Below are 13149 nucleotides of genomic sequence, written 5' to 3'. Positions count from 1 at the left end.
CCGGCACGCGAGGCGTGCCGGACCACGACGCTGCTTAGTTTCAGTGCAGGTAACGCATGGCGGGTCCCCCCTTTCGGGTCGGTGGGATCGGAAAGCCAGGGGCATATCGCGACGTTACCTTGCTTCGCCCCTGACGACTGTTGCGAGTAAGTCTGAATTGGGTTGTGCCTGGGCGAGGCATGAGTGGATTCTTCGGCCCCGACGGAAATGGTGTCAAGGTCGGCTGACAGATATTTCGATGTCTTGAAAGCGCTGGCAGGTAGGGGGTTGGTGGTTGACCGGCGGGTTAACGTATCGATCCTTCTAGCCAGCAAGATTTCCGTCAATCCTCGGCTTCTTGCGCGATGCGCTCGTTAGCGTGTAACCCGTGTTGATCCATCCACGTAATTGTGCCGCTGGATCGAGAGAGGGCGGGAAGCAGTGTCGAGTGTTCGCGAACAGGTAGCAGAGCTGTCCGATGAGGAAAAGCGCGCCCTGCTGGCCCAGTTACTCGGCCAGGACGGTGACCGTGAAGGTGAGCGGCTGCTGCCGTCGCAGCGTCGCTACTGGGTGTTGCACCAGGTGTCGCCCCAGGTGCCCACCCACGTGGTCCGGGTCGTCGAGGTACGCGGCGGGCTGGACGTGGACGTATTGAACCGGGCGCTCGACGCACTCGTCGACGCCCACGAGAGCCTGCGGACCAGCTACGTGGCAGTGGAGGGCCGGCCGGTGCGCGGGCTCGCCGAGCCGGGGAGCGTACGCCCCGGTGTCACGGTGCTGGACGTGGCGGACGACGCCGACGAGGTGCACCGGGTACGGGTCCGGGAGGCCGGGCGGGCGTTCGACCTGGAGACCGCGCCGCTGCTGCGGCTGTCGGTGCTCCGGCGCGGACCCGAGCACCACGAGGTGATCTTCACCGCGCACCAGATGCTCGCCGACGAGGCCACCACGGACCTGCTGCTGGGCGAACTGGCCGACATCTACCACGGGCTGGCCACCACCGGTACCGCACCGGCGGTCGCCGAGCCGACGATGTCCCTGGCCGACGTGGTCCGCCACGAGCGCACCTGGCTGGGTACGCCGCAGGCCCGCCGGGAGACCGAGTTCTGGACCAAGCGGCTGGCCGCGGTGCCGACCCTGGAGCTGCCGACCGACCGGCCCCGGCCGGTGGACCGGATGCCGTCGCTCAGCGGTGCCCGGGTGACCCGTCGGCTCGACGCCGACCAGGTCGGCCTGGCCCGGCAGCTCGCCGACGCCCAGGGCACCGGCCTGTCCGAGGTGACCCTCGCCGCGCTGGTCGCGGTGCTCAGCCGGTACACGCTGGAGCAGGACATCACCGTCGGTCTGCCGGTGGACGGCCGGATCGAGTCGGCGTACGCCGGGGTGCTGGCGCCGCTGGAGAACACCGTGGTGGTCCGCGCGGACCTCGGCGGCGAGCCGAGCTTCCGGCAGCTGGTCGACCGGGTGGCCGCCGCCCGCACCGAGGCCGAGCAGCACCAGCGACTGCCGTTCGAGCAGGTCGTGGCGCAGCTCAAGCCGGAGGCCGACTTCAGCCGGTCGCCGCTGCACCAGGTGCGCTTCGTCGACCGCAGTTCGACCTTCGGTACCCGCGAGGTGGGTGGCACGTCCTGGTCGGTGGCCGACGTGGACACCGGCCTGTCGGCGTTCGACCTGACCGTCTACGCCCACGACGGCGGTGACGGGTACGAGCTGGTCGGCGAGTACAACGCCGAACTGTTCAAGCCGGAGACCGTCGAGCGGTTCCTCGGTCACCTGGCCGCGCTGCTGGGCGCGGCGCTGGCCGACCCGGACCGGCGGTGCGCCGACCTGAAGATGCTCTCCGACGCCGAGACCGACCTGGTGCTGCGGCAGTGGAACGACACCGCCGCCGAGCTGCCGGCCAGCCCGATCCTGCACACGCTGATCGCCGAGCAGGCCGAGCGGACCCCGGACGCCTGGGCGGTGATGTCCGGCGGACAGCGGCTCACCTACCGCGAGCTGGACAGCTGGGCCAACAAGCTGGCCAACCACCTGCGCGGCCACGGGGTGGGCCCGGAGGAACTGGTCGCGGTCATGGCGCACCGGCGGGTCAGCACCGTCGTCGGGTTCCTCGCGGTGCTCAAGGCCGGCGGCGGGTACGTGCCGGTCGACCCGGAACAGCCCGGTGACCGGATGCGCGCGGTGATCGCCGACGCCGGTGCCCGGATCGTCATCTCCAGCGAGGCGATCGAGTCGCTGGCCGACGACCCGGCCCTGCTGCGGATCGCCCCGGAGGCCGACGAGGTGCTCGCCGGCAGCGACACCGCCCCCGAGGTGGTCGTCGACCCGGCCAACACCGCGTACGTGATCTACACCTCCGGCTCCACCGGTCGCCCGAAGGGCGTGGTGGTCCCGCACCGGCAGATCGTCAACTCCACCCTGGCGCGCAGCGCGTTCGGGCGGGAGGCGCCGGAGTCCTACGCGATCCCGGTGGCGCTCTCCTTCGACGCCTCCGCCGCGGGTCTGTACTGGACGCTGCTCACCGGTGGCCGGATCGTGCTGCCCAGCGAGGACCAGGTGCGCAACCCCGCGCTGCTGGCCCGGCTGGTGCAGACCGAGCGGATCACGCACATCACCCACATGCCGTCGTACTACCAGCTGCTGCTCGCGGCCGGTGGCCGGCAGCTCATCTCGCTGAAGGACATCTCGGCCGGTGGCGACGTGTTCCCCGCGCAGCTCGCGGTGGACCACTACAAGCTGCTGCCGTGGACGAAGCTCTACAACGACTACGGCCCCACCGAGGTGACCGTCTGGGCCACCGCCCAGCTCTCCGGTGCCGAGGAGGACGGGGCGAGTGTCCCGATCGGCCGGCCGATCCAGAACACCCAGGTCTACCTGCTGGACGCCAACCTCCAGCCGGTACCGGTCGGGGTGCCCGGTGAGATCCACGTGGCCGGTGACGGCCTGGCCCGGGGCTACCTGGGTCAGCCGGGACTGACCGCGGACCGGTTCATCCCGAACCCGTTCGGTGCGCCGGGCGACCGGCTCTACCGGACCGGTGACCTGGCCCGCTACCTGGCCGACGGCCGGCTGGAGTTCCTCGGCCGGGTCGACACCCAGGTCAAGATCCGGGGCTTCCGGATCGAACTGGGTGAGATCGAGAACGCCCTCCAGCAGCACCCCGGCGTGACCAGCGCGGTGGTGGACCTGCGCAAGAGCCTGCCCACCGACGAGGGTTCGCTGGTGGCCTGGGTGATCCCGGCCGAGGGCACGGAGGCCCCGACCACCGCCGAGCTGACCGGTCACCTGCAGAAGCTGCTGCCCGGTTACATGATCCCCAGCGCGATCGTGTCCTGCGCCGAGTTCCCGCTCAACGCGCACGGCAAGGTCGACCGGCGGGCGCTGCCCGAGCCGGAGGTCAAGGCGGTCTCGCTGCCCACCGGCGAGGTTCCCCGCCGGCGCATCGAGAAGGAGATCGCGGACGTCTTCGCCGAGGCCCTGAACGTGGCCCGGGTCGGCCTGCACGACGACTTCTTCTCCTTCGGCGGCAGCTCGTTGCAGCTGTCCCGGGTCGGCGCCCGGCTGTCCAAGGCGTACGGCATGGAACTGCCGCTGCACGCGCTGTTCAGCACCCCCACGGTGGCCGGGGTGGCCGCCCGGGTGGAGCTGTACGAGCGGGAGGGTTTCGAGGGCCTCAAGGCCACCCGGGACGCGGTCGACGACCTGGACCGGGAGGCGGTGCTCGACGAGACCATCACCGGTGAGGGGCTGCCGCAGGCGGACTTCTTCGCGCCGAAGGCGATCTTCCTGACCGGTGCCACCGGCTACTTCGGTGTCTTCCTGCTCGACCAGCTCATCGAGCAGACCGACGCGGACATCTACTGCCTGGTCCGGGCCCGCGACGTCGCGGGCGGTATGGCCCGGTTGAAGAACAGCTGCGCGATGTACGAGGTGCCGTGGGACGACCGGTTCGAGCGCCGGGTCAAGGCGGTCATCGGTGACCTGGGCCGGCCGCTGTTCGGCCTCTCCCCGTCGAACTTCGACGACCTGGCCAAGGTGATCGACACGATCTACCACAACGGCGCGCTGGTGAACTTCTCGCTGCCGTACTCGGCACTGAAGGCCCCCAACGTGGACGGCACGGTCGAGATGCTGCGGCTGGCGTCGCGGTACAAGACCAAGCAGGTGCACTTCGTCTCCACCATCGACGTGTTCATCGCCGGCCACATGAACCGGCCGTTCCTCGAGGTGGACCTGCCGGCGAAGCCCCCGCAGGTGCCGTTCAGCTACCCGCAGAGCAAGTGGGTCAGCGAGAAGATCATCATGAAGGCCCGCGAGCGGGGCCTGCCGGTGACCATCTACCGGCCGTCGATCATGATGGGCCACCCGCGTACCGGTGCCTGCCACGCGCAGAACTACGTGCTCACCGCGCTGCGCGGCTTCCTGGAGTTCGGCATCCTGCCGGACTACCCGGAGTCCATGAACGCCATCACCCTGGACTACGCCAGCGCCGCCATGGTGCACGTGTCCCGGCAGGAGGCGTCGCTGGGCAACATCTACCACCTCTGGAACACCGACGCGATCCCGCACAACGCGCTGTTCCCGTGGATCAAGTCCTACGGGTACCCGTTCGAGGTCGTCGACTTCGACGAGGCGGTGCAGTTGGCCATCAACGCCGGCCCCGACCACCCGGTCTACCCGATGGTCCCGGTCCTGCTGCTCTACACCTCCGGCGACGCCGGCCTGGAGATGAGCATGGAGACCGAGCAGGCCATCGACAACCGGATGGAGTGCATCAACCTGCTCGACGGCATCAAGGGCACCGGCTACGAGCCGGCCCCGCTGGACGAGAAGTACATGCACGACTGCCTGGACTTCCTCGTCCGGCACGGGCACCTCGACCCGCCGAGCGCGTTCCCGCGCAAGCGGTGAGAAGCCCCCGGTGAACCGCCGGCGGCCGGGTCGGCGCCCCGACGCCCCGACCCGGCCGCCCGGCCGCCCCGCGAACCGACATCCATCGAGGAGAAACCGATGAGCAACGAGACCGCCGAGGTCACCCACGCCGTCGTGGTCAACGACGAGGAGCAGTACTCCGTCTGGTGGGCCGACCGGGACCTGCCCGCCGGCTGGCGCAAGGCCGGCTTCGAGGGCACCCGGGCCGACTGCCTGGCCCACATCGAGCAGGTCTGGAGCGACCTGCGCCCGCGTTCCCTCCGGGAGCGGATGGCCACCTCGGCCTGACCCGTCCGCGCCGGCCGGCCCCGGCCGTGGCGCTGCCCGATCCACCCTGCGCGGTGTCCCCATCCGACCACGGAGGCTGTCAATGAACGTCCCCGATCCGGGCGCCGGTCTCTCCCCGGCCAAGGCCAGGCTGCTGCAACGCTGGCGGTCCGGTGCCGCCGACGGCGACGGGCCCGGTGCGGCCGCGCCGACGGAGCGGCCGATCCCGTCGTACGGGACGGGACCCGCGCCGCTGAGCCCGGCCCAGCAACGGCTGTGGTTCCTGGAGCAGTTGCGTCCGGGATCCGCCGCCTTCAACCTCAGCCACTGCGCGGTGCTCGACGGCCGGGTCGACACCGACGCGCTGGCCGGGGCGCTCGACGACCTGGTCGGGCGGCACGACATCCTGCGTACCGTCATCGACGCCACCGGCGGCGAGCCCCGACAGGTGCTGGCCGACGGTGCCCGTCCCCGGCTGGACGTGGTCGACCTGACCGACGTACCGGCCGGGGACGGGCTGGCCACCGCGACCGCCCGCGCCACCGGGGTCACCGACGAGCCGATGAACCTCGGCACCGGCCCGCTGGCCCGGCTGGTGGTCTACCGACTCGCCGACCGGGACGTGCTGCTGGTGGTCGTGCACCACGTCATCGCCGACGGCTGGGCGCTCACCGTCGCGCTGCGCGACCTCGCCACGCTCTACGCGGCCCGGGTCGCCGGGCAGCCGGCCGACCTGGCCCCGCTGCCGATCCGCTTCGCCGACATGGCCGCCTGGCAGGCCGGCGGCGACGACCCGGCGTACGACACCGAGCGGGCGTACTGGCGCGACCGGCTCGCCGACCTGCGCCCGCCGGAACTGCCGGTGGACAAGCCCCGGGCCGCCGAGTTCACCTACGCCGGGGACTGGGCGCCGGTCGAGTTCGGCACCGACCTCGACGCGGCGGTCCGCCGGTTCGCCCGGGAGACCAACACCACGCCGTACGTGGTGCTGCTCGCCGCGCTGAACGTGGTGCTGGCGATGACCACCGGCCAGCGGGACGTCGTGGTCGGTGGTGCGGTCGCCGGCCGGGAACTGGCCCAGACCCACGACCTGATCGGCAACTTCACCAACACCCTGGCCTTCCGTAATGACGTGGACCCCCGGCTCGGCTTCCGGGACCTGCTCGCCGGGGTCCGGGAGACCACCCTGGCCGCCCTGGCCCACCAGAAGCTGCCCTTCGACCGGGTGGTGGAGGAGCTGAAACTGCCGCGCAGCGCCGCGCACGCCGGACCGCTGCCGGTGCTGTTCGTCCTCCAGCCGGGCGCCCCGGCCGCCGACTTCGCCGGGCTGCCCGCCACGCCGGTGCAGCTCGGCTGGCGTACCGCCCGGGCCGACCTGGAGCTGCACCTGCGCGACCAGCCGCACCTGCACGGCGGTCTGGTCTTCCGCAGCGACCTGTTCGACCCGCGTACCGCCCGACGGCTCGCCGAGCGGTTCGTGGTGGCCACCCGGATGCTGCTGATGCTGCCGGACGAGCCGCTGGGCCGGCTCTGGCCGCTGCCGGACGCCGAGACCCGGCAACTGGCCGAACTGGCCGCCGGCCCGCAGCGGGACCTGCCGCCGGTGACCGTGGTGGACCTGGTGGACCGGCAGATCGCCGGCCGCCCGCACGCCGTCGCGGTGACCGCCCCCGGCGTCCGGCTCAGCTACGCCGAACTGGACACCCGGGCGCGGGCGCTGGCCGGCCGGCTGACCCGGGCCGGGCTGCGCCCCGAGGAGCCCGTCGCGGTGCTGCTGCCGCGCAGCCCGGAACTGGTGGTGGCGGCCCTCGCGGTGCTCCGCGCCGGTGGCTGCTACCTGCCGCTGGACCCGGCGCACAGCGAACGGCGCAACGCCGGCACGCTCCAGCGCTCCGGGGCGCGGCTGCTGCTCACCGCCGACAAGAACCTCACCGGCCGGCTCGCCGAACTCGGTGCCGCACCGGAGCAGGTGCTGCTCACCGACGACTGGGGTACCGACGTACCGGACGGCGCCGCCGCACCGGTCATCGACCCGGACGCGCTCGCCTACCAGATCTACACCTCCGGCTCGACCGGTACCCCGAAGGGCGTGCTGGTCAGCCACCGGTCGGCGGTGAACTACCTGCTCTCCCTGGTCGAGGAGCACGACTTCGACTCCTCGGTGGTGCTCGGCGCGATCGCCTCCCCGGCGTTCGACGCCTCGGTGGCGGAGCTGTTCGGCCCGCTGTCGGTCGGCGGCACCGTGCACCTGGTCGACGGCGACGACATCGCCGACGGCAACCGGTTCGCCGCCGCGCTGACCGCCGGTGGGGCCACCGTCATCTCCGGTACCGCCACCGCCTGGCAGCTGCTGCGCCGCGCCGACCAGCCGGTACGGATCAACGCGCTGGTCGGTGGCGAACGGGTCGGCGACGACCTGGCCGCGTACCTGGTGGACACCCAGCTCGGCGCGTGGACCCAGTACGGCCCGACCGAGACCACCGTCTGGGCCACGGTCACCCGGTTGGTGGCGGACGAGGCGGTCCCGCTGGGCCACCCGATCCGCAACACCCGCTGCTACCTGGTCGACGACGAGCTGCGCCCGGTGCCGTTCGGCGCGGTCGGTGAACTGTGCATCGCCGGTGCCGGCCTGGCCCGGGGCTACGCCGGGTCGCCCGCGCTGACCGCCGAGCGGTTCGTCCCCGACCCGTTCGCCGAGGCGCCCGGGGAGCGGATGTACCGCACGGGTGACTTCGCCCGGTACCGCCCGGACGGGGCGTTGCAGTTCGTCGGCCGCCGCGACGACCAGGTGAAGGTGCGCGGCTACCGGATCGAACTGGGTGAGGTGACCGCCGCCGCGGAGAGCCACATCATGATCGCCGAGGCGGCCGTGGCGGTCCGTCCCGACCCGGACGGCGTCGAGGACCAGCTCCTGGTGGCGTACCTGGTGCCCCGGGAACCGGCGATCGACCCGGAGACGCACCTCATCCCGGACGTGCGGCGCAAGATGCGCGACGTGCTGCCGGCGTACATGGTGCCGGACCGGTTCCTGGTCCTCGACCAGTTGCCCCGCACCGGCACCGGGAAGCTGGACGTCAACGCCCTGCCGACGCCGGGCGGCAACACCCGCAGCACCGAGACCGCGTACGTGGCCCCGCGCACCCCGCTGGAGGCCGAGATCACCGAGATCGTGCGGGACTTCCTCGGCCTGGACACCGTCGGCGTGCACGACGACTTCTTCGAACTCGGTGGGCACTCCATCCGGGCCGCGCAGCTGGTGGTGAAGCTCCAGGAACGGTACGGCGTGGAGCTGGTCATGCAGAAGCTGTTCGGTTCCCCGACCGTGGAGCACCTCGCCAACCTGGTCCAGGCCGGCCTGGACCGGCAACGCCAGTTGACCGACGGGCACGAGGGCATCCGCCGCCTGGTCGGTGAACTTCCTGACGACAAGCTCGACGCGCTGCTGGCGACCCTGCTCGCCGAGCGAGGACAGGCGCCCCGCGCCTCGTGACCCGAGGGAGGTATGTCGATGCAGTTCGGCATGTTCTTTGAACTCCAGCTACCCCGGCCGTGGCGCGACGACAGCGAACAGGAGCTGATCAACAACGCGCTGACCTGGGCCGAACTCGGCGAGAAGGCGGGCATCGACTACGCCTGGGCGCAGGAGCACCACTTCCTGGAGGAGTACTCGCACTCCACCGCCCCGGAGGTGTTCCTGGCCGCGGTCAGCCAACGGACCAAGCGGATGCGGATCGGCCACGGCATCAACCTGACCGCCCCGGCGTACAACCACCCGGCCCGGGTCGCCGAGCGGATCGGCATGCTCGACCTGGTCAGCAACGGCCGGGTCGAGTGGGGGACCGGGGAGTCCAGTTCCCGCCTGGAACTGGAGGGCTTCCGGGTCAACTACATCGAGAAGCGGGCCATGTGGGCCGAGGGGGTACGCGAGGCGGCGAAGATGATGGCCGCCACCCCGTACCCGGGCCACAAGGGCAAGTACTTCTCGATGCCGTCGCGCAACATCGTGCCCAAGCCGGCGCAGCGCCCGCACCCGCCGCTCTGGGTGGCCTGCACCAACCGGGACACCCTGAAGATGGCCGCCCGACTCGGGGTCGGCGCGTTGACCTTCTCCTTCATGGACGCCGGGGAGGCCCGGTTCTGGGTCAACGAGTACTACGAGACGTTCAAGAAGGAGTGCACCCCGATCGGGCAGACCGTCAACCCGAACGTGGCCATGCTCGCCGGGGTGATGGTGCACCCCGACGCCGAGGTGGCCCGGGCCCGGGGCCTGGAGGGGCAGCAGTTCTTCAAGTGGGCGCTGGCGCACTACTACCGGCACGGCGCGCACGTACCGGGCCGCACCGACCTGTGGGCCGAGTTCAAGCGCAGCGAACCCGAGCCGATGGCCGGTCTCGGCGGGGTCAACGACCCGGCCGGCGCCCGGGCGCACTTCGCCGAACTGGAGGAGGCCGGTGTCGACCAGCTCATCCTGCTCCAGCAGGGTGGCCGGTACGAACACGAGCACATCTGCGAGTCGCTGGACCTGCTCGGCACCGACGTGCTGCCCGAGTTCGCCGAGCGGCACGCCGTCCGGCAGGCCCGCAAGGAGGCCGAACTCGCCCCGTACATCGAGAAGGCGATGGCCAACGTCCGGCCGATCGAGGAGTTCGAACCGCCGGTCGTCGAGGCGTACCCGTTGCTGTGGGAGCGTGAGGGGGTCAGCAAGCAGCAGGTCGGCACCCAGCGGGCGCTCGACGCGGCGTCGCTGTGGCGGCTGCACGTCGGCGGTGCCGGCGCGGCCGGGGACCGGCGCGATGGCTGACACCCTGGCCCGGCTGCTGGTCGAGCGGGCCCAGCGGCAGGGCGACGAGCTGGCCTACACCTTCGTCACCGACGGTGAGGAGGAGCAGCGCAGCCTCACCTACGGGCAGCTCGCCGCCGACGCGGCGACCGTCGCCGGGCAGCTCGCCCGGCGGGTCGCCCCCGGCGCCCGGGTGGTGCTGGTCTTCGAGGCCGGGCTGGACTTCCTGGTGGCGTTCTTCGGCTGCCAGCTCGCCGGGGTGGCCGCGGTGCCGGTGTACCCGCCGGCCCCCGGTAAACCCGGCCCGGGCCTGGCCAACCTGGCCCGGGTGGTGGACGACTGCCGGGCCGAGGTGATCCTGACCAGCCCGACCTGCCAGCCGTTCGCCGCCGGGGCCGCCGACCACCCCCGGCTGCGCGACGTGCCGTGGGTGGTCACCCGCCCGGCCGGTACCGGCACCGCCGCGCCCGACCCGGCCGCACCGGTACGCCCCGACTCGCTGGCCCTGCTCCAGTACACCTCCGGCTCCACCGGCACCCCGAAGGGGGTGCTGCTGCGGCACGAGAACCTGCTGGCGAACCTCGACGCGATGGACTGGTTCGTGCACCGGCCCTCGACCGGCACGGTGGTCTCCTGGCTGCCGATGTACCACGACATGGGGCTGATCGGCACCGTGCTCTACCCGCTCTACAAGGGCATGCCCGGCTACCTGATGTCGCCGCTGCACTTCCTGCACCGGCCGCTGCGTTGGCTGAAACTGATCACCCGGGTCGGCGCCACCATCAGCGGCGGCCCGAGCTTCGCCTACCAGCTCTGCGTCCGCCGGGCCGAGGCCGCCGACACCGAGAAACTCGACCTGTCCAGCTGGCAGGTCGCGTTCAACGGTGCCGAGCCGATCAACCCCCGGGTGCTGCGCGCCTTCGAGGCGGCGTACCGGCCGTACGGGCTGCGTCCGGCCACCGTGGTCGGTTGCTACGGCATGGCCGAGGCGTCCCTGCTGATCACCGGCGCGCACCGGCAGGACGAACCGGACCGGGTGCTGCGCGTCGACGCCGACCAGCTCGCCGCCGGGCAGGTCGTCACCGTCGCACCCGACCAGCCGGGCCGGGACCTGGTCAGCTCCGGCCGGCCGGCACCCGGCCACGACGTGCGCATCTGCGACCCGGACACGGGCCGGCAGCTGCCCGAGGGGCAGGTCGGTGAGATCTGGTACCTCGGGCCGAGCCTGAGCAGCGGCTACTGGCGCAAGCCGGAACAGACCGCCGCCGCGTTCGGCGCCACCCCGGACACCGGCGACGGGCCCGGCCCGACCGGTTTCCTGCGCACCGGCGACCTCGGCTTCCTGCGCGCCGGACAGCTCTACGTCACCGGCCGGCACAAGGACCTGCTGATCGTGCGCGGTCGCAACGTGTACCCGCACGACGTGGAGGAGACCGTGCAGGCCGTCGACCCCCGGCTGCGCAGCGGCGGCGGGGCCGCGGTCACCCACGTCGACCCGCTCGGCGAGGGCATCGCAGTGATCCAGGAGGTCACCGCGCGTGACCCGGAGGAGCTGCGCCGGCTGGCCGGGGCGATCCGGGGGGCCGTGCTCACCGTCCACCAGGTACCGCTGGCCGCGGTGCACCTGGTGGCGCCGCGTTCGGTGCTGAAGACCTCCAGCGGCAAGATCCGCCGCTCGGCCACCGCCGCCGCGCTGCGCGCCGGTGAGCTGACCGTGCTCCACCAGCAGATTGATCCGATCGAGGAGGGGGACGACAATGGACCGGCGGGAACCGGCTGAGCCGCTGCGTGACTGGCTGGTCGCCGAGCTGGCCGCCCTCACCGGCCGGCCGGCCGCCGAGATCGACCCGACCCAGACCTTCGCCGGCAACGGCCTGGACTCGGTGAAGGTCGCCCGGCTGGCCGAACGGGTCCAGGAGAAACTGGGCCGACCGGTGGACCCGACCGTCCTGTTCGAACACCCCACGGTGGCGGCGCTGCTGGCTCACCTCGCCGACCCGGCCGGCTCGGCGACCGGCACCCCGTCCCGGACCGTGGACCGGGGCCGGACCGGACGCCCGGGCGGTCCTTCCGCCGACGACCCGGTCGCCGTCGTCGGGCTGGCCTGCCGAATGCCCGGCGCCCCCGACGCGCTGGCCTTCTGGCAGCTGCTGCTGGCCGGTACCGACGCGGTCGGGCCGGTACCCGAGGGCCGCTGGCCGGGCGGGGCGCCCGGGGCGGGCACCGAGGGTGGCTTCCTGCCGGACATCACCGGGTTCGACGCCAGCTTCTTCCGGATCACTGCCGACGAGGCCGACCGGATGGACCCGCAGCAGCGGCTGCTGCTGGAGGTCTGCTGGGAGGCCGTCGAGGACGCCGGGGAACGACCGGTCACCCTGCGCGGCTCCCGGACCGGCGTCTTCGTCGGCATCTCCACCAACGACTACGCCCACCGGCAGCTCGCCGACCCCGACCTGATCAACCGGCACACCGCCACCGGCAACGCCCTCGCGGTGGCCGCCAACCGGCTCTCGTACGTCTTCGACTGGCGCGGACCCAGCCTCGCCGTGGACACCGCCTGCTCGTCGTCGCTGGTGGCGGTGCACCTCGCGGTGCGGGCCCTGCGCGCCGGGGAGTGCGACCGGGCGGTGGCCGGCGGGGTGAACCTGCTCGTCGAACCGGAACTCTCCCTCGGGCTGGGCGAGGCCGGGATGCTCGCCCCGGACGGCCGGTGCAAGCCGTTCGCCGCCACCGCCGACGGCTACGGCCGGGGGGAGGGCTGCGGGGCGCTGGTCCTCAAGCGGCTCTCCGACGCCCGCGCCGCCTCCGACCGGGTGTACGCGGTGATCCGGGGCAGCGCGGTCAACCAGGACGGCGGCTCCAACGGGCTGACCGCCCCGAACCCGGCCGCCCAGCGGGCCGTGCTGCGTGACGCGTACGCCGACGCCGGCCTCGCCCCGCACGCCGCCCGGTACGTCGAGTGCCACGGCACCGGCACCCCGCTCGGCGACCCGATCGAGGCCCGCTCGCTGGCCGAGGCCCGTGCCGACGGCGCCGACCGGTCCGGTGCCGGGACGCAGACCGGTGCCGCTGTCGACGGCGACGCGGCGGCGGGGGAGACCTGCCTGATCGGCTCGGTGAAGAGCAACATCGGTCACCTGGAGTCCGCCGCCGGGGTGGCCGGACTGATCAAGACGGTCCTCGCCCTGCAC

Annotated in this window: 6 protein-coding genes; all 6 read left to right on the top strand. The window is 72.3% G+C overall.

Going from position 1 to position 13149, the window contains the following annotated elements; translation table 11 throughout:
- Nucleotides 1-420: 420 nt before the first annotated feature.
- Entirely contained in the window at nt 421-4890 is a 4470-nt protein-coding gene (locus GSF22_RS07925; RefSeq protein WP_208812378.1) for a non-ribosomal peptide synthetase, read from the top strand.
- A gap of 99 nt (nt 4891-4989) precedes the next feature.
- On the top strand, nt 4990-5199 hold the full coding sequence (locus tag GSF22_RS07920; protein WP_208812376.1) for an MbtH family protein: 210 nt from the start codon (nt 4990-4992) through the stop codon (nt 5197-5199).
- An 82-nt stretch (nt 5200-5281) separates the two neighbouring features.
- A complete protein-coding gene (locus GSF22_RS07915; RefSeq protein ID WP_208812374.1) occupies nt 5282-8668 on the top strand; it encodes a non-ribosomal peptide synthetase in 3387 nt (1128 codons plus the stop codon).
- 30 nt (nt 8669-8698) lie between these two features.
- Nucleotides 8699-9979 (top strand): LLM class flavin-dependent oxidoreductase, encoded by a 1281-nt coding sequence (locus GSF22_RS07910; protein ID WP_208812372.1) that lies wholly within the window; start codon nt 8699-8701, stop codon nt 9977-9979.
- The gene (locus GSF22_RS07905; RefSeq protein ID WP_208812370.1) at nt 9972-11738 is read left to right on the top strand and encodes a fatty acyl-AMP ligase; all 1767 of its coding nucleotides are present in this window, start codon (nt 9972-9974) and stop codon (nt 11736-11738) included. Before GSF22_RS07910 ends, GSF22_RS07905 begins: the two co-directional genes overlap by 8 nt.
- On the top strand, nt 11716-13149 hold a 1434-nt coding region (locus GSF22_RS07900), incomplete at its 3' end, for a type I polyketide synthase (RefSeq protein WP_244366631.1). The genes GSF22_RS07905 and GSF22_RS07900, both read left to right, overlap by 23 nt.

It is taken from the genome of Micromonospora echinofusca, assembly GCF_017614955.1.
Taxonomy (GTDB): domain Bacteria; phylum Actinomycetota; class Actinomycetes; order Mycobacteriales; family Micromonosporaceae; genus Micromonospora; species Micromonospora echinofusca_A.
The sequence above is the reverse complement of the archived record's forward strand: the minus strand, read 5'-3'. Positions and strand labels throughout refer to the sequence as shown.

Bases quoted from the DNA above. Each gene is read 5' to 3' on its own strand.
- GSF22_RS07920 (WP_208812376.1), top strand. From the start codon at position 4,990: ATGAGCAACGAGACCGCCGAGGTCACCCACGCCGTCGTGGTCAACGAC.
- GSF22_RS07915 (WP_208812374.1), top strand. From the start codon at position 5,282: ATGAACGTCCCCGATCCGGGCGCCGGTCTCTCCCCGGCCAAGGCCAGG.
- GSF22_RS07910 (WP_208812372.1), top strand. From the start codon at position 8,699: ATGTTCTTTGAACTCCAGCTACCCCGGCCGTGGCGCGACGACAGCGAA.
- GSF22_RS07905 (WP_208812370.1), top strand. From the start codon at position 9,972: ATGGCTGACACCCTGGCCCGGCTGCTGGTCGAGCGGGCCCAGCGGCAG.